At 44.5% G+C, this 18,711-nt stretch carries 14 protein-coding genes and 4 tRNA genes; 5 read left to right on the top strand and 13 right to left on the bottom strand.

The window, feature by feature from the left end:
• Positions 1 to 9: 9 nt before the first annotated feature.
• Positions 10 to 519: a glycine cleavage system transcriptional repressor gene (locus SU60_RS10490; RefSeq protein WP_041155460.1), complete on the top strand. Its 510-nt coding sequence runs from the start codon at positions 10 to 12 to the stop codon at positions 517 to 519.
• Between the two features lie 118 nt (positions 520 to 637).
• Here SU60_RS10490 and nspC read toward each other — a convergent pair whose 3' ends face one another.
• The 10 genes from nspC to uvrY all read right to left on the bottom strand — a co-directional run bounded on the left by nspC (position 638) and on the right by uvrY (position 11,092).
• Complete coding sequence (gene nspC, locus SU60_RS10485) at positions 638 to 1,771, bottom strand: carboxynorspermidine decarboxylase (RefSeq protein WP_041155459.1); 1,134 nt, start codon at positions 1,769 to 1,771, stop codon at positions 638 to 640.
• A 116-nt stretch (positions 1,772 to 1,887) separates the two neighbouring features.
• The gene (locus SU60_RS10480) at positions 1,888 to 3,132 is read right to left on the bottom strand and encodes a carboxynorspermidine synthase (RefSeq protein ID WP_041155458.1); all 1,245 of its coding nucleotides are present in this window, start codon (positions 3,130 to 3,132) and stop codon (positions 1,888 to 1,890) included.
• 18 nt (positions 3,133 to 3,150) lie between these two features.
• The gene (locus tag SU60_RS10475) at positions 3,151 to 6,027 is read right to left on the bottom strand and encodes a pyridoxal phosphate-dependent class III aminotransferase (RefSeq protein ID WP_041155457.1); all 2,877 of its coding nucleotides are present in this window, start codon (positions 6,025 to 6,027) and stop codon (positions 3,151 to 3,153) included.
• Positions 6,028 to 7,143: 1,116 nt separating this feature from the next.
• Positions 7,144 to 7,219: transfer RNA gene (locus SU60_RS10470), tRNA-Gly, on the bottom strand.
• A gap of 10 nt (positions 7,220 to 7,229) precedes the next feature.
• Positions 7,230 to 7,316 (bottom strand) — tRNA-Leu (locus tag SU60_RS10465).
• Positions 7,317 to 7,393: 77 nt separating this feature from the next.
• Positions 7,394 to 7,469: transfer RNA gene (locus SU60_RS10460), tRNA-Gly, on the bottom strand.
• 21 nt (positions 7,470 to 7,490) lie between these two features.
• Positions 7,491 to 7,563: transfer RNA gene (locus SU60_RS10455), tRNA-Cys, on the bottom strand.
• Positions 7,564 to 8,009: 446 nt separating this feature from the next.
• A complete protein-coding gene (pgsA, locus tag SU60_RS10450; protein WP_041155456.1) occupies positions 8,010 to 8,567 on the bottom strand; it encodes a CDP-diacylglycerol--glycerol-3-phosphate 3-phosphatidyltransferase in 558 nt (185 codons plus the stop codon).
• Positions 8,568 to 8,613: 46 nt separating this feature from the next.
• Positions 8,614 to 10,446, bottom strand: a complete 1,833-nt coding sequence (gene uvrC / locus SU60_RS10445; protein WP_084735754.1) for an excinuclease ABC subunit UvrC — start codon at positions 10,444 to 10,446, stop codon at positions 8,614 to 8,616.
• A 1-nt stretch (position 10,447) separates the two neighbouring features.
• Entirely contained in the window at positions 10,448 to 11,092 is a 645-nt protein-coding gene (gene uvrY / locus SU60_RS10440) for a UvrY/SirA/GacA family response regulator transcription factor (RefSeq protein WP_041155454.1), read from the bottom strand.
• A gap of 351 nt (positions 11,093 to 11,443) precedes the next feature.
• Between uvrY and SU60_RS10435 the strand changes: the two genes are divergently transcribed.
• The gene (locus SU60_RS10435; protein ID WP_041155453.1) at positions 11,444 to 13,807 is read left to right on the top strand and encodes a DNA polymerase II; all 2,364 of its coding nucleotides are present in this window, start codon (positions 11,444 to 11,446) and stop codon (positions 13,805 to 13,807) included.
• Here SU60_RS10435 and SU60_RS10430 read toward each other — a convergent pair.
• Entirely contained in the window at positions 13,804 to 14,571 is a 768-nt protein-coding gene (locus SU60_RS10430; RefSeq protein WP_041155452.1) for a nucleotidyltransferase family protein, read from the bottom strand. The two genes, SU60_RS10435 and SU60_RS10430, sit on opposite strands and share 4 nt — an antisense overlap.
• Before the next feature lie 190 nt (positions 14,572 to 14,761).
• Between SU60_RS10430 and efpL the strand changes: the two genes are divergently transcribed.
• Both efpL and SU60_RS10420 read left to right on the top strand, forming a co-directional pair.
• Positions 14,762 to 15,328: an elongation factor P-like protein EfpL gene (gene efpL, locus SU60_RS10425; RefSeq protein ID WP_041155451.1), complete on the top strand. Its 567-nt coding sequence runs from the start codon at positions 14,762 to 14,764 to the stop codon at positions 15,326 to 15,328.
• Positions 15,329 to 15,330: 2 nt separating this feature from the next.
• Positions 15,331 to 15,651, top strand: coding sequence for an HI1450 family dsDNA-mimic protein (locus SU60_RS10420; protein WP_041155450.1), 321 nt, complete (start codon positions 15,331 to 15,333; stop codon positions 15,649 to 15,651).
• A gap of 193 nt (positions 15,652 to 15,844) precedes the next feature.
• On the opposite strand, the gene rluB is transcribed toward SU60_RS10420, so the two are convergent.
• Positions 15,845 to 16,783, bottom strand: a complete 939-nt coding sequence (gene rluB, locus SU60_RS10415) for a 23S rRNA pseudouridine(2605) synthase RluB (protein WP_041155449.1) — start codon at positions 16,781 to 16,783, stop codon at positions 15,845 to 15,847.
• A 440-nt stretch (positions 16,784 to 17,223) separates the two neighbouring features.
• On the opposite strand from rluB, the gene SU60_RS10410 reads away from it, so the two are divergent.
• A complete protein-coding gene (locus tag SU60_RS10410) occupies positions 17,224 to 17,934 on the top strand; it encodes a calcium-binding protein (protein WP_041155448.1) in 711 nt (236 codons plus the stop codon).
• A 116-nt stretch (positions 17,935 to 18,050) separates the two neighbouring features.
• Here SU60_RS10410 and SU60_RS10405 read toward each other — a convergent pair whose 3' ends face one another.
• Positions 18,051 to 18,671 (bottom strand): L-threonylcarbamoyladenylate synthase, encoded by a 621-nt coding sequence (locus tag SU60_RS10405; protein WP_041155447.1) that lies wholly within the window; start codon positions 18,669 to 18,671, stop codon positions 18,051 to 18,053.
• Positions 18,672 to 18,711: the final 40 nt, after the last annotated feature.

Raw genomic sequence — 18,711 nt, 5'->3', positions numbered from 1 at the left:
AGGGGACTTATGAACACCGTATTTATCGTAAATTTTGCTGGTCAAGCGTCACCAGCAACCATTAAGCAACTTGCTGGCGTCACCCATGAAAACGGAGGGAAGTGGTTAATCAGTAAAGTGAACTTTATTGAAGACCAAGTTGCTGGCGTGATAAAAGTCGAACTGCCTAAAGAAAATGTAGATATCGTAAAAGCCGCGTTCTCCTCATGTCAAACACTGGTGGTTAAGTTCGTTGACTCTGAGCCGCATACTCATAGCTCTGAAACGATCTATCAATTACGCCTTGATGCCAATGATAGAGCAGGTATCGTCAATGAAATCACCCATGTTCTCGATACGCAGGGGATTTCTATTTTGGATATGGACTGCCAACGCGTCTTCATCGCCGGAGGTGGTGGTGTGAGCTCTAGCCTATTTAGCGCAAAAATGGCGATAAAGCTTCCTAGTGAAGTGGAAATTGACGATGTCGCCAATGAACTTGAAGCGCTCAGTGAAGATACTCGCGTCATTTTAGAATAACTTCGTCCCTCCAACCATCAATAGCAAAAGAGCAGCTACACGCTGCTCTTTTTCATTCCAGTATTTGTCATTGCAGTAAGTAAATAATCACAACGCCCCTACTCACTTAGCAAACTTTCTATTTAACCGACCACTGTGACAGCGAACGTTTAAAGTCAGAGTAGTCAAACTCGTTGAGTTTTTGGATATCACCGTCAGAGCGCTCACAGTACACAGAAGGCATGCGTAGACCATTAAACCAATTCAGTTTAACCATGGTATAACCGGCACTATCCAAAATGTGCAAACGCTGGCCAATTTCAAGTGGCTTCTCAAAATTAGCGACACAGAACTGATCACCAGCAAGGCATGAACAAGAACCAATGACATACTCATGTTCGCCATCATCCTTCGCTTCAAGAATGGATGCTGGTTCATCATAAATGAGTGTGTCTAGGCGATGCGCCTCTGTTGCAGAATCAACAATCGCAGTCTTCTTGATATTTTCTACAATATCAACCACTGTCACGACCAAATCCGTTGTTTTGGTGATGATCGCTTCACCTGGCTCAAGGTACATCTGGACGCCATGTTTTTCAGAAAAGGCTTTTAGTGCCAAGCCTAATTTCTCAATATCGTAGCCCGGCCAAGTGAAGAAAACACCGCCGCCCATGCTCACCCAATCGAGTTTATTCAGGTATTCACCGAATTGTTCAGAGATGGCGTCCAGTAAGCCGATAAATGCATCCACATCTTTGTTTTCACAATTCATATGGAACATCACGCCATCGATACCGTCGAAGATTTCCGGTTTGATATGGTCGGCTTGTACGCCAAGACGAGAGAACTGACGTGCAGGGTTGGCTAAATCCTGGCCCGCATAACTCACACCTGGATTCAAACGCAAGCCAATCGACGCCTTGCCTTCCACAAGATGGCGGTAAGCAGCAAGCTGAGACTGTGAGTTAAAAATCATCTTATCGCAGATATCTACTACATCACGTACGTCTTCTTCGCTGTAACCCACACTGTATGCGTGCGTTTCCCCACCAAACGTTTCATGGCCAAGTTTTACTTCGAATGGACCTGAGCTCGTCGTACCGTCTAAATAAGGCTTGATGATGTCAAAAACACCCCAAGTAGAAAAACACTTCAGTGCTAGTACCAGTTTCACGCCAGAGATCTCTTTGAGCTGTTTCGCCTTTTCTAAGTTAGCAATCAGCTTGTCTTCATTGATCATGAAATAAGGAGTTTTGAGTTCGTTATGTTGCATTTTAGTACCTTGAGTTCCCTCACCTAAGCGAAGGCAGTATCAAATCGAACAAAGCCGACGCAAACGCATCGGCTTAGTATTAATGTCGATAAATAAGAGAAACGTAATGAACGCTCTTATTTCAACTTATGAATCAGAGGTTGGCCTGGTTCTAACTCTTGAACATGCCAATCTAAACCGATAGATGGCATCGTTTCTAGGAACGGATCTGGATCCAATTGCTCCATGTTGAACACACCTTTATCTGCCCACTTACCACCGAAGAACTGCAATGCTGCAGTAATCGCTGGCACACCCGTGGTATAAGAGATCGCTTGGTGTTCTACATCTTGGTATGCCACTTCATGGTCTGCGTTGTTGTAGATAAATACGCTACGCTCTTTACCGTCTTTCTTGCCTTGTACCCAAGTACCAATACAGGTTAGGCCAGTGTATCCTGGAGCTAACGACGTTGGGTCTGGTAACAATGCTTTTAACACGTGTAGAGGCTGCACTACGGTACCGTCATGTAGAGTCAGAGGTTCTGGACTCAGAAGACCGATATCACGCATCACATTGAAGTAGTTTAGGTAACGGTCACCAAAGCCCATCCAGAATTCGATACGCTTAGCAGGGATGAACTCTTGCATTGAACGAACTTCATCGTGTGCCATGGAGTACACTTTGTGTGAGCCACAATTCGGGAAATCAAATTCAAGCATACGAGAATGGCAAGGCACTTGTTTCCACTCACCGTTTTCCCAGTAGAAAGAGTCGCCTTGGATCTCTAACATGTTAGTTTCTGGGTCAAAGTTTGTCGCAAATTTCTTTCCATGGTCACCAGCGTTGACGTCCATCACATCGATCGTATCAATTTCATCGAATAGATGCTTCACAGCGTAAGCGGCAAATACTGATACTACGCCCGGATCGAAGCCTGCGCCTAGAATACCTGTGATACCCGCTTCTTCGAACTTCTCGCGGTAACCCCACTGCCAGTCGTACGCCTGAGGAACTTGTTGCCCCTCAGAACACAGGTCAACGGCTACCGAAGTATCGAGATAAGAAACTTTAGCTTGGTAACACGCTTCCATGATGGACATGTTTACCCAAGGAGGACCCGCGTTAATCACAAGATCCGGTTTCACTTCGTTAATCAGAGCAACAAGAGAATCTACGTCGTCAGCGTTCACTGCGCGTGCTTCTAGTTTCTTAGTTGAATCTTTCAGATTATTTTTCTTCTGAATGGATTCGATGATCTTTTCGCATTTACCTAGGGTACGTGATGCGATGGTAATATCACCCAGGACGTCGTTGTTTTGCGCTGCTTTGTGTGCAACTACCCAACCAACGCCACCTGCACCAATCTGTAGAACTGCCATAGTTTTCCGTTACCTTTGTTAAACTAGCTCAGCGGCTAGCGTATGGATTTTTGAAAGCAAAGATTCAAAGTCCGCCGTCGTTAAACACGGATTTAGAATCGTAAATTTAAGTGCGGTTTTACCATCAACAATGGTTTCACCCAATACTGCGGTACCGCGAGTCAGCGCCTCTAAACGTAACGCTTTATTTAGCTCATCAAGGTCTGCCGAAGCATGCGTCACACGGAACAAAACCGTAGACAATGAAGGCTCTGCCAACAACTCAAAACGGTCGTTGTTACGAATCAAATCTGCCACATCAAGCGTTTGTGCCAGTAGGTGGTCGTACATATCCCCTAGCGCCTTTGGTCCGACACTCTGCATTGTCATAAAGACTTTCAATGCATCAAATCGTTTCGTTGTGGCAATCGACTTATCAACTAAGTTAGGTAATTCATCATGTTCACGGTTCAAATAGTCCGCGTGATGCAACAAGAACTTAAAGTTTGATTTGTCATTCACCAACAGTGCGCCACAGCTGATTGTTTGATAAAACAACTTGTGGAAGTCAACACTGATCGAATTTGCACGCTCAATGCCTTTCAAACGATCTTTTTGGCTGCTCAGAATCAACGCACCACCATAGGCTCCATCTACGTGCATCCAGATATCATGAACTGCTGCCATATCGGCAATAGCGCTTAGATCATCAATAGCACCGTGATCGGTTGTACCTGCTGTACCAACAATAGCAAACGGAATTAATCCTTCTGCTTTTGCTTGAGCGATAGCGTCAGCCAACTTGGCAACATTCATCGTACCATTCGGGTTCGCAGCTACTGTCAGTACCGATTTTTCACCCAACCCCATCCAAGAAGCTGACTTCTGCACGGTAAAATGTGATTTTTCCGAGCAAACAATACGCAGCTTATCAGCGTACTCAGGCAAGCCTAACTTTTGAATAGAATGGCCACTCAGTTTGTCGGCAATCCAGTCACGCGCTAATAGCAGCCCCATTTGGTTACTTTGCGTACCCCCACTTGTGAAGATACCATCACCTTGTGTGCCAAGATCATATTTGTCGCAAAGCCAGTTAATGACTTTCTGCTCAACATAAGTTGCGGACGACGCTTGATCCCAAGAGTCCATTGACTGGTTTAACGCGGCAATCATTGCTTCTGCTGCAATCGCAGGCATCAACGGAGGCGTATGCAAATGCGCAATACAGTCTGGATGCTGAGTGAAAATGGCGTTTTTAGCCACCAGCTCAGCCGCATCATCAATCACTGACTTCAACGATGCATTCTTGCTATCCAAGTCAACCGCGTTGATCGCCGCTTCAAGCATTTGAGGATCCATACCTGAATAAGGCGCGCTGACTTGCTCAAAAACGGATTTCATTGCGGCTGTAGTGTGATTCATGACGGATGCGAACTCAGTGCTACCGAATTCACCAGTCTGAACAAAGTGCTTCTTCCACTCTTCTTGTGGGTGAACGTCGACATGACTTCCACCAGCCGCAAGAATGGCTTCTTCAAACACACGCAGTGCAAAGTCAATTTGTTCAAATGAAATAATCAAAGGTGGTAAGAATCGGATCACTGAACCTTCTCGGCCGCCTTTTTCTACCATCAAACCGCGCTCTAGTGCTGCTCGCTGAATCGCTAGAGTGAGCTCACCATCAGCCAGTGGTTCTCCGAATTTGTTTAGTTCGCCACTTGGTTTTTTAATTTCAACACCAAGCATCAAACCCTTGCCGCGAACTTCCGCAATACAGTTGACTCGTTTTTGAATGCCTTCAAGACCAAAACGCAAGTACTGACCAGCAATATTGGCATGCTCAACAAGGTTGTCGCGTTGAATAATTTCTAATGCTTTAGCACCAGAAACCATCGCAAGCTGGTTACCACGGAATGTACCTGTGTGTTCTCCTGGTTTCCAAGTATCGTGTTGTTTGTTGATGACAAGTAGCGACATTGGCATACCACCACCAATCGCTTTTGACAAACACAATACATCAGGAACAATGCCCGCCTCTTCGAAGGCAAAGTTGTAGCCAGTTTTACCAACACCACATTGGATTTCGTCGAAGATCAGAAGAATACCGTGCTCATCACAAATACGACGTAATTCACGCAACCAAAACGCTGGAGCTGGAACTACACCGCCTTCACCTTGAACTGGCTCAACAATGATGGCTGCCGGTTTCATAATGCCAGACTCATCGTCGTTCAGCAGGCGTTCCATATAACGAATGCTTGCTTTCGCTCCCTCATCACCGCCAAGCCCAAATGGACAACGGATGTTGTAAGGGAAAGGCATAAAGTGAACATCCGACATGAGACCAGTACGACGAGCTTTGGTGCCCAAGTTGCCCATCATGCCCATCGTGCCGTTTGTCATACCGTGATACGCACCTCGGAACGCAAACATGGTGTTGCGACCTGTGGTTTGCTTGGCTAACTTGATTGCCGCTTCCACCGCATCGGCACCTGATGGACCACAGAACTGAAGGACGCAATTGTCTGCCAACTCTTGTGGAAGAAAAGACTTCACAGTTTGAATAAAGTGGGTTTTTACTGAGGTTGCAATATCAAGCGTTTGATAAGGCAAACCAGAGTCCAGTTGGTCTTTGAGTGCTTGATTGATCTCTGGATGATTGTAACCCAGTGCTAGAGTGCCTGCCCCCGCAAGACAATCCAGAAACAATTGACCACGTGTGTCTTCAACAAGACACCCGAATGCTTGTTTGATAGCAATTGGCAAGCGACGCGGATAAGAGCGCACCTCAGATTCGTGCTCGGCTTGATCAAGTAGCACTTGATCCGGCGTTAGGTCGTACGTTCCTTCAACGATAGGAACCTGAGATGAAAATATATTTGCGATAGTGTTATCGACTTCAAAGGCGGTAGTCATACTGGGTAATCCCTTGAATTATATAAGCTATTCAACCTGTACTAAGTATCATTAGAATTAAACGACAGGAGAAATAAGTAAACCTCCGCATCTGTCACAATGAGAATGACAAATACAGATAATCCAGTCACTTTATAAGTGACTTCCACATGTATCGGGACGTAATCAAGGTTCCGTAATAGACCTGCGTTGTAAAACAGGGCACTTCGGCAGTATGAAGCTGATTAGTGTGTGTTTATTAAAAGGTTTCAATGTTGGGTTTCCCATTAATATGCTGCTCTTACAGCATTAGTATCCCGTCTATCAACAAATGGCTTTGCCGATACCTACCCTACGCAGTGTCACAATCAGCTTGAATGTTCACTACGCGTATCCCCCAGAGATAAAACGTCATAAATCACGCTCCGAGATTGCGCTCCGAGATTGCGCGGGAATTTATCACAAAATAAAAACCTCTGGCAATAATTTTTAATCACTCAATGATTGATTGGAGTTTTCGCAAAAATAACCCCTGATCAGACACGATTTTTCACGCAACAAAACGCTATCGACAGAGAATTTATTCTAGTTAGCATTTTAACGCCGGAATATATGCATTTCAGAATGCGTTAGAGAGACCATTCAACGAAAACAACCAATTGAGCGATGGCGGATTAATGATGGTAGAAATAGGATAGTCGGCGGGCGCTGTATACGTACAGATAAATGCACATGGAAAAAACGGCGCAGACAAAAAGTCAGCACGTTAATGCTGGGTTTTAATGTTTGGGGCGACACACGAGGTTCCCTATCTATCAAACAAAAAGGCGTGACCTCAACCTTAGCAAGGTTGCGCTCTACCCATTGGGCTTCGAACGTTTGAAGGTCCTACTCTGCGCCATTACAATTCATTGGGTACAAATACACAAAAACCCAGCACGTTAATGCTGGGTTTTAATGTTTGGAGCGACACACGAGGTTCCCTATCTATTAAACAAAAAGGCGTGACCTCAACATTAGCAAGATTGCGCTCTACCCATTGGGATTCGAACGTTTGAAGGTCCTACTCTGCGCCATTACAATTCATTGGGTACAAATACAGAAAAACCCAGCACGTTAATGCTGGGTTTTAATGTTTGGAGCGACACACGAGGTTCGAACTCGTGACCTCAACCTTGGCAAGGTTGCGCTCTACCAACTGAGCTAGTGTCGCAAGTATAAGATGGTGCCCCGGGCGGACTTGAACCGGCACAGCGCGAACGCCGAGGGATTTTAAATCCCTTGTGTCTACCAATTCCACCACCAGGCACACAAAATTCTTTTGTGGAGCCTTTACAGAAAAGTAAAACACCATCTGATACCGCATAATGCCATATCAATAAATTTTTGGAGCGACACACGAGGTTCGAACTCGTGACCTCAACCTTGGCAAGGTTGCGCTCTACCAACTGAGCTAGTGTCGCACTTATTCTCAAAGAGAATAATGGAGGCGCCTCCCGGAGTCGAACCGAGGTCCACGGATTTGCAATCCGCTGCATAGCCACTCTGCCAAGCGCCTCATTGCAAGAAAGATTAAGCTTTCTTGACCACCCTGTGGAGCATTGCTCTCTTGGGTACGGGATGCATTCTACGGATTCGAGCGATCGAGTCAATACTAATTTTATTTTTTTGAATCGTTTGACTAGAAATTGTGCGAAAGACGGTGGATTGTCGAGTTTTAGTACAAATTAACCAACAAATACCCTTGATTACCATGAATTTTTGACTATTCCAGGACCATACACCACCTAGAGTCAACCTATCTTACTTTACGAAATCTGGTCATTCGTTTGTGTGGATAAGCAACACAAAGAAAAACAAGATCTACATCACATTAAATTCCCACACTTGTTATCAAAAAGTGATAAGTGCAATAGGACAGGTGAGTATAAAACCGTAGGTACAAAAAAGCAGGCTTAACCCGCCTGCTTCTCTATAGTTTGTTACTCAATATAGTTTGTTACTCAATGATGCTCCTCATCGAGCAAATCATCTTTGGCCGCAGCAAGATACTGCATCATTGACCAGTAAGTAAGGAATGTTGCGATATAGAGCGCAGCAAAGCCAAGCCACACCATCCAGTCATCATAACGCCAAATCAAAACCCATAAAGCAAACATTTGTGACAGCGTCTTTACTTTGCCGACCCATGAAACCGCCACACTAGCGCGCTTGCCGATTTCAGCCATCCATTCTCGAAGTGCGGAAATAATGATTTCGCGAGCAATCATGGTCGCTGCAGGAATAGTGACCCAAATAGAATGGTAATGCTCGGTGATGAGTATCAGTGCCGTTGCGACTAACACTTTATCTGCGACAGGGTCAATAAACGCACCAAATCGAGAAGTTTGGCCAAGTTTACGGGCCAACATACCATCTAACCAGTCGGTGAAGCCTGCTACCCAAAATACCATCGCTGCCGCAAAAGGCGCCCATGAGTACGGTAAATAGAAGACAACTACAAAAACAGGAATCAAAAACAGTCTAAGGAGAGACAGAATGTTCGGGATATTCAAACGCATTTTATTATTCTCTTACACATCGCGTGCTAATGTTGCGGGATTTTCCTTATTGTTTCAATGCTTGGAAAATAATTTCTGCTAAAGAGTGACTAATACCCGGTACTTTGGCGATTTCTTCGACACTTGCACGTTTTAATTCCTGTAATCCACCCATGTATTTCAGTAACGCTTGACGCCGTTTCGGTCCCACACCTTCAATACCCTCTAAAGCACTTGTCCGCCTGGTTTTGCCACGTTTGGCACGATGCCCAGCGATCGCATGATTATGACTCTCGTCTCGGATATGCTGAATAAGGTGAAGAGCGGGTGCATCGCTAGGTAAATGAAACTCTTCTCCTGCGAGTGTGATCAAGGTTTCTAATCCCGGTTTTCTTGTCACCCCTTTTGCAATCCCCATCATAGCCGGTCGTTTTGGCCAATCTCCCCAATATTGAGAGATGATTTCATGAGCCCGGTTTAACTGACCTTTACCGCCATCGATAAAAATAATGTCTGGTATCTTTTCCACATCAAGCTGCTTAGAGTATCGACGCTCAAGCACTTGCCCCATCGCGGCATAGTCATCCCCCCCCGTAATACCAGTGATGTTGTAGCGGCGATACTCTTGTTTTACTGGCCCTTCATGATTGAATACCACACAAGACGCTATCGTGCTCTCCCCCATCGTATGGGAGATATCGAAACATTCCATCCGAGTAATCGATTCCATGCCTAAGGTTTCTCTCAGAGCGTGGAAGCGTTGGTTGATGGTCATCTTGTGGTTTATTTTTGTCGTGATCGCGGTCAGTGCATTGGTATTAGACAGCTTAAGGTATCGCCCTCTGGTTCCCGTCGGTGACGTATGAAAATGAATTTTACGGCCCGCGACTTCACTAAGCGCTTTCTGAATTGGCACTAGATCGTCTGACAACTCTTGGTTCAGAATAATTCGAAAAGGAATGGTTCGCGCTTCATTGTGACTCAAATAATATTGCGTCAAAAAGCTATCAAAGACTTCTTGCTGATTAGTGTTTTGTGGAATCTTTGGAAAGTGACTTCGGCTACCCAGTACCTTACCTTGCCGTATCATCAAAATATGAATACAGGCAATACCATTTTCTTGCGCAAAGCCCAGCACATCCATGTCATCCATGCTGTCTTCGGAAACAAATTGCTGCTCTTGCACTCGTCTAATCGCTTGAATTTGATCACGAAATTTAGCGGCGTCTTCAAAACGCAGTTGCTGACTTGCTCGCTCCATTTTTTCAATCAACTGTTTGAGTACTTGCTGGTCTTTACCTTGCAAAAACAAACGCACAAAACCGACTAGCTCAGCGTACTCGTCGTCGGAAATGATAGTACTCACACATGGCCCCGCACAACGACCGATTTGATACATCAAACATGGTCTTGTTCGGTTTGAATAGACGGTATCTTCACACTGGCGAACAGGAAAGATTTTTTGCAACAAGTGAAGCGTTTCACGTACCGCGCCAGAATCAGGGTACGGGCCAAAGTACTCCCCTTTTCTTTTTTTTGCGCCACGATGTATCGATAAACGCGGATGCTTATGATTGCTGATAAAAATATAAGGGTAAGATTTATCATCACGCAGGAGCACGTTGTATTTGGGTAAATACTGCTTGATATAATTGTGCTCCAAAATCAGAGCCTCGGTCTCAGTATGAGTCACCGTTACATCAATTTTGGCGATATTGCTTACAAGCGCGCGCGTTTTTTCGCTATCAACACGTTTGCGAAAATAACTAGAAAGGCGTTTTTGAAGGTCTTTGGCTTTACCGACATAAATCACAACAGCATCGGCGTTGTACATACGGTACACGCCGGGCTGATGTGTTACAGTCTTGAGAAAGGAAACCGAATCAAAGGGAGGATTCACTTTAAAGGGTCTCAGTATCCAGCATTCCGTGGCGAATCGCTAAGTGTGTTAACTCGACATCACCATTTATGTCCAATTTACTAAACAATCGATAGCGATAACTATTCACCGTCTTTGGACTTAAATTAAGTTGTTCAGAAATATCCGTCACTTTCTGCCCCTTAGTGATCATCAACATGATCTGCAGCTCTCGTTCGGATAAATCTTTAAACGGGTTTTCAGACGCTGGAGAGAATTGACTCAGCGCCATCTGTTGCGCGATCTCTGGCGAGATGTAACGCTGCCCACTTTTTACTATACGAATCGCATTCACCATTTCATCCGGGCCTGCACCTTTGGTCAAGTAACCAGATGCACCAGCCTGCATGACTTTGGTTGGGAATGGATTTTCCGTATGTACGGTAAGTACGATGATTTTAACATCGGGGTTTACGCGAAGAATTTTTTTAGTGGCTTCTAAGCCACCAATTCCTGGCATGTTCATGTCCATTAAAACGACGTCTGCATGATTACTTCGACACCATTTTACCGCCTCTTCACCGCTGTCAGCTTCTCCTGCTACGTTCATTCCACGGACGTCTTCAATAATACGTCGTATCCCTGTGCGAACCAGCTCGTGATCATCTACAAGGAAAACATTTATCAAACTTGTATCTCCACACTTTATTGGTTCTGCACCCACATTTACTTAATGTGGATATCAGTATGACTGCCACTATACTAGCGTATTTGGCAAAAAATTGCTTTCTATGAATATGTGCTTAAACGCAGACTTTGGCAAGAACTTATTCATAACACACTTCACTAATTATGAGAAAAGTAAATAATGTTAAATTAATAACATCATTAGTTTCTATAAATCAAGTAATTATATACAGGCCGTTCAGGTGTCGCCCCCGCGAAGCGTGGCGTCACGAGCCAATCAACTCGCTTTCGTTTTCTTTAAAGCCGATAATGCTAGAATACAAGCCCAAATAGTTAACAGGGCTTCTCAGAGTTGAACATCCAGCAAGGCTTCTTACTTACCCGTCAAGCACGCGATATCAACGGTCAAACGCAGATAGAGCTGTGGCTCTCCACTGCAATCGGCCCCACACAACTATTGATTCGTGGTGAGAGACCCGTGTTCTTTATTGCTCAGGAACATGTTGACCAAGTGAATCAAATTGCTCATGCAAAATCCTTAGCGTTAGAAGTTCGTACACTTGATCTAACGAGCTTTAACCATACCCCTCTCGCGGCTTGCTATACGCAACAGTCAAAAGACGCGACAGTCATACAACAGTTATTAGCGCAAAAAGACATCGTCACTTTTGAAGGTGATATTCGTCTCGCCGATCGCTACCTGATGGAGCGATTTATACGAGGGAGCCTTGAGTTCACTGGCGAAAGAACCACTGAACAAGGCTTTCTGCGTGTTCAACGGGCGAAGTGTCGAGCCGGAGACTTTGAACCGCAGTTGCAAGTGGTATCACTCGATCTAGAATGCTCCGAAAAAGGCATTTTATATTCTATTGGCCTAGACAGCCCGATGGACTCGCGTGTCATTATGATCGGCACCCCAGAACCTGCCGAAACTGCAATACAATGGGTAGAAAATGAGAAAGCACTCCTCCAAGCCTTAATCGCTTGGTTCAAACAATTTGACCCTGATGTCATTATTGGCTGGAACGTCATTGACTTCGATTTCCGATTGCTACACAAACGCGCAGAATGGCACAACTTGAAATTACGTCTTGGAAGAGCAGACCAGGTCAGCTTTTTCCGTAATTCTTCTCAAACTCAACAAGGTTTTATATCTATCCCTGGACGCGTAGTGATGGATGGTATTGATACCTTAAAAACCGCGACTTATCACTTCCGCTCTTGGTCACTGGAGTCCGTTTCTCAGGAATTACTGGGAGAAGGCAAAGAAATCCATAACGTGCATGATCGTATGGATGAGATCAATCGTATGTTTCGCCGCGATAAACCGTCATTGGCGAAATACAACCTGCAAGACTGTGTGTTAGTCAATAAAATCTTTGAACACACTCACCTGCTCGATTTTGCCATTGAACGCTCTAGACTGACTGGTGTTGAACTGGACCGTGTTGGCGGATCGGTGGCCGCATTCACAAACTTATATTTGCCACAAATTCATCGAGCCGGATACGTTGCGCCAAATTTGCACCCTGAAAATTGGATAGCCAGTCCAGGCGGTTACGTCATGGACTCAATACCCAACTTGTATGACTCGGTATTGGTACTTGATTTCAAAAGCCTATACCCCTCAATCATTCGTTCGTTTTTGATCGATCCCATCGGTTTAGTAGAAGGGCTAAAACTGGAAATCGGCAAACAAAAAAACCAAGCAGTGCCTGGCTTTCGTGGTGGTCAATTTCATCGGAGCAAACACTTCTTACCCGCAATGATCGAAAATCTATGGGCTGCGCGAGACTTAGCAAAGAAAAACAATGAACAAGCGTTTTCTCAAGCAATCAAAATTATCATGAACTCTTTTTATGGCGTCCTTGGTTCATCAGGTTGCCGTTTCTTCGACACTCGATTGGCATCCAGCATCACCATGCGCGGCCATGAAATCATGAAACAAACGAAGTTGTTGATAGAAGAACAAGGTTTCCAAGTAATCTATGGCGATACTGACTCCACCTTTGTGTCTTTAAATGGTGAATACAGCCAAACAGATGCTGATAAAGTAGGTCAACGATTGGCTGAACACATTAACGCTTGGTGGTGTGAGCACCTGCGCTCCGAGTACAACCTAACGTCGATGTTAGAAATTGAATACGAAACGCATTATCGCAAGTTCTTAATGCCCACGATTCGTGGTTCAGAAACCGGCTCAAAAAAACGCTATGCAGGCTTAATCGGCGAAGGCAAACAAGAACGACTGATTTTCAAAGGGTTAGAAAGCGCTCGTACTGACTGGACTTCACTTGCGCAGAAATTTCAAAACACGCTTTATCACATGATTTTCCATGGGGAAGATCCAAGTGAATACGTGCGTGAAATCGTCGAGAAGACCAATAACGGCGAATTTGACGATCAACTCATTTATCAAAAGCGCTTACGCAGAAAGTTACATGAGTATCAAAAAAATATCCCGCCACAAGTCCGCGCAGCTCGTCTGGCGGACGAAATGAATGCCAAGCTGGGCAGGCCCCTGCAATACCAAAATCGTGGTCGTATTGAGTATGTGATTACGCTAAACGGTCCAGAACCCTTTGAGTACCTCAGTAGCCCCATTGATTATCAACACTATATAGACAAGCAACTCAAGCCTGTTGCTGATGCGATTCTACCGTTTATCGGAACCGATTTTGATGCTTTATCCGCGCCTCAAATGGGCTTGTTTTAACCAATGCGAAATTCGGTTTTTTGATATTGCTTCACTAACCAATGACCAAACGAATCTATCAGCCCTATCACGGAACGCTTAGGAATGGCTCGACCTGATAGCAATATGTTGAGCCTTTCAATATCTAACGTTTTTTCCGGATAATACTGTAAGAAGACCTCGCCACATTCGACTGGATCATCGAACCAGCGCTTATCACGGTACATCACTAACGAATACGCCGCCCTGAGTAACTTCTTAGCTATCACGATTTGTGCGCTCACCTGCTCCTGCAGTGATTTCGCATGTGCAATCTTTCGACGATAAACTGAAACCCAATCTTCAACATCCATATTCCAGTGCTTCGCAATTTCCCAACTTGTCACATAGTCACCAAAACAGTCCGCGAGATCATCACCATACACGCAAACACAACAATGCTTGAGCATAAAACCCCACGTAAAAATACTGTCTAAGTTGGCGACTTCACTGACGAGCGTGGTACGAATCGACACACCAGTGACTTGAGGGTGACTTTGCTTAACGCGCCACTTAATGGTGTTAAGTAATGTCGCTCGGTTACTGTCGAAATCTGCATTTGTTACCACGACCAAATCCAAGTTTGACTTACCGGCAACGGCGGTTTTTCGCGCCACACTACCGTAAATATAGACACTGTGTAGGTTGTGCCCTAATCCACCTTGGAGACACATTAGGACTTCTTTAATAAGCGCTCTGAACTCAGGTTGAAAAGGTTGTTTGGGATCAATAACAGGGAGTGACATGGGTTAAAATGTAAACTCAAATATCGTATCGGATAGTCAGTATGATCTCTCAGCAGCCATTTTGGATCAAGCCTTATCATAGTGTGGTGCATGAGAGTGAGAACAAATTTCCGCAAGGAATTTTAATGCCAGGATACCAACTTAACGCTATAATCACGGCGTTTTGCTTAATCAGTAATAGGAATAGACAATGCCAAAGGCAAGTGAGATCAAAAAAGGCTTCGCAATCGAGTCTAATGGTAAAACTCTTTTAGTAAAAGACATCGAAGTCACCACACCTGGTGGTCGCGGTGGTGCTAAAATCTACAAAATGCGTTGTACCGATCTAACAACGGGCGCACGCGTAGACGAGCGTTACAAATCTGACGATGTTGTAGACACCGTAGAAATGAATAAACGCGCGGTTGTTTACTCATACGCGGACGGTGATGAGCACATCTTCATGGATAATGAAGACTATACTCAATACACATTCAAACAGAATGAAATCGAAGATGACTTGCTGTTCATTAATGAAGATACTCAAGGTATGCACGTTATTCTCGTAGACGGTTCTCCAGTAGGTCTTGAACTGCCATCTTCTGTCGAGCTAGTCATTGAAGAAACAGACCCTTCAATCAAAGGCGCATCAGCGTCTGCTCGTACTAAACCTGCTCGTTTTGCTTCTGGTCTTGTTGTTCAAGTACCAGAATACATTGCAACAGGTGATCGCGTTGTGATAAACACAGCTGAACGTAAATACATGAGCCGAGCTTAAGCATGTCTGATTTGATTTCTTACGACGACGTTATTGATGCAGCGTACGATATATTTCTTGAAATGGCTCCTGACAACTTAGAGCCAGCCGATATCATTTTGTTTACTGCACAATTTGAGGATCGTGGAGCCGCAGAGTTAGTCGAAACAGGTGAAGACTGGGTTGAACACGTAGGCTTCGAGATTGACAAAGAAGTGTATGCTGAAGTTCGAATCGGCCTAGTTAACGAAGATGATGATGTACTCAATGACGTATTCGCTCGTATGTTAATCAGCCGAGACCCAGATCATAAGTTCTGTCACATGCTTTGGAAGCGTGACTAATATCATTTCCAAACCCGCTATCTACCAACACCAGCCAAGCGCTGGTGTTTTTTTTATATCAACGTTTAAGCCGATTCCAGTCTGTCATTAAATTTGCTGACATAATACGAATACGCTGGCTCTAAATGAAATGGCTAGATAAGAAAAAGGCTCGCAAATTGCGAGCCTTTCTGATTTGTTGCGATCGATTAGATTAACGATGCTTGTTGCGCGCGCCCTGTTCACCCGCATTTTTCTTTGGCTTGCGGCGAGCTGGGTTGTTACTGCGACCTTTAGGCGTATTTACACGCTCTTCGTGACGTTTTACCGCTCGACGGATTTTTTGGCTGCGAGCACGTTCACGCTTGCGTGATGTGTTGTCTTTGTTTAAGTCGAGCATGGTTTCTTTTTCTGGACGAAGCTCAACCAGCTCTCGCAAGTAATTCACTTCTTTCAGGTCGAGTTCCATCCAACCGCCACGAGGCAGTTTTTTATCTAGGAAAATATCACCGTAACGAACACGCTTAAGGCGGCTAACCGTACACTCTTGTGATTCCCATAGACGACGAACTTCGCGGTTACGGCCTTCATTGATCACCACGTAGAAAGTGTGGTTCATCCCCTCACCACCTGCGTAAACCACGTCTTCAAAGCGAGCTAAACCGTCTTCCAGTTCAACACCTTTTACTAGGTTACGAACTTTTTGTTCATTGACTTCACCGAACACACGCACTAGGTATTCACGTTCAACTTGACGGCTTGGATGCATGAGGCGGTTTGCCAGTTCACCATCAGTTGTGAAAAGCAGCAGACCTGAGGTGTTCGCATCAAGTCGACCAACTGAAATCCAACGAGAGCCACGAATTTTTGGCAAACGATCAAAAACGGTACGACGACCTTCTGGATCGTGACGAGTACATAATTCACCTTCTGGCTTGTAGTAAGCAAGCACACGACAAATTACTTCCTCTTGTATCTTTGCAGACACAACATGACCATCAATACGAACTACACTGTTTTCGTCTTCCAGTCTTTCACCAAGTTTAGCTACCATGCCGTTTACACTAACGCGACCAGATTTAATCAACGATTCAATCTCTCGACGAGAGCCGTGACCTGCACGTGCTAATACTTTTTGTAACTTTTCGCTCATTTATTTACCTATGTGTCGTCTTCACAGACGTCTAGACCAAGATTGGCCTTAATTTTTCTAATTACCCATATAATGGGATTTTTCGGTCGGACATTATACGTAATATTCTCAACTAATGTAAGCGAAATCGGCGCCATTCTATACACCAACAAGACCATAATACTAATAAGGACTTAAGCCAAATCTAATACTTAGTATGAGTTATCCCCTTTGATTAGAACCCTACTAATATCCGTCTTCAGCTTCCATCCAACTGACCAAGAGGCTGATAAAATTACATAGTTAACTGAGTCCTATATTCAAATCCGTTCCTTGCTTGAAAGCGAATAAATTCTCGCTGAACAAGCACCTTGAGGCGACTTGAGTCTTAAGGCTACTTGAGTATAGATGTCCAGACTCAAATTTCGCTTGCCTGTCAAAAATATAAAAGGAATAAATTCATGTTCAAATTTAATTTCGATCTCAACTGGATATTCGGTACCAACAGGGATGATGATATCACGGGTACAAATGGTACAGATTCACCCGATGTTTTCTTTGGCTTTGGTGGTGCTGATAACTTCGTAGGTTTAAATGGCGATGACATCGTATTTGGCTGCTGGGGGGAAGACAGACTGGTTGGAGGACGTGGTGATGACTTTATTTCCGGTGGTTTTGGTAACGACTATTTATCGGGTGGGCTAGACAATGACACTCTATTGGGTGGGATTGGTGATGATGTCCTAGTGGACTACTCAGGCAACAACTATTTAAACGGCGGCTGGGGTAACGACAAACTTATCGTTGGTGACGGAGAATCAACCCTTAAAGGCGGTTGGGGTGATGATACCTTTGTCTTGACCAATAGCATGCCAATCCGTGTTCCTGATCAACCCGTTGATATCAACGACATTGACATAAAAGCGGATATTGTTGACTTCAATATTTTCCATGACAAATTGGTGTTTAATATTGGCAGAGACACCGACGGAGACGGTCTTCGTGATACCTTCCTCGACTCAGCGGACGACTTAACCCTTTCTTATAACGATTCTGGTTCAGCTGTTTTCTCTAGTGACGAATACAACGTAGAAGTAACACTTAGCGGCGTAAGTGCGGGCTACATCCATTACGCTGAGCATCACGGTATCGACTTGTTCGAATTTTCTTAATCTCAACGTAACGTAAAAAAACAGGAGGCATTAGGCCTCCTGTCGGTTACTGTTTTGAACTCGCTCTTTTACTCAAAAGCATACCCGTTCAAACTTTTCTTTACTCAAACTCGCTTTCACTCAAACGGTGCGGGATCACCCGAGCCAAGGCGAACCACAACCGGTTCACCGTCGCTAAAATCAATCACGGTGGTTGGCTGTTCACCTAAGAAACCACCATTAAGAATCACATCAACCGCATGCTCTAATTTATCACGGATGTCTTCAGGATCAGATTCAGTCACATCACTGTTTGGCAGGATCAACGATGTCGACATCAACGGCTCGCCTAATGCTTCCAATAGGTCAAGTGCTATCCGGTTGTCTGGAACACGAATACCTATCGTTTTGCGTTTCGCGTTCATTAAACGACGAGGAACTTCTTTGGTGCCTTTAAAAATAAAGGTGTATGGCCCCGGCGTGTTGTTTTTCAGTAATCGGAATGCACTATTATCAATACGTGCATACAAAGAGATCTCGGATAGATCGCGACACAATAACGTAAAGTTGTGTTTATCATCTAAGCGACGGATCTGGCAGATACGTTCTAACGCTTGCTTATTTTCTAATTGGCAGCCAAGTGCATACCCTGAGTCGGTTGGGTAGACGACAACGCCGCCATTACGAATGATTGCTACTGCTTGATTGATCAAGCGAGCCTGTGGGTTTTCTGGGTGAACGTAAAAAAACTGGCTCATTGTAATTCCTCATTATCGAGCCTCTCGGCTCTATATTCTT

It is taken from the genome of Vibrio mytili, assembly GCF_000830505.1.
Taxonomy (GTDB): domain Bacteria; phylum Pseudomonadota; class Gammaproteobacteria; order Enterobacterales; family Vibrionaceae; genus Vibrio; species Vibrio mytili.
The sequence above is the reverse complement of the archived record's forward strand: the minus strand, read 5'-3'. Positions and strand labels throughout refer to the sequence as shown.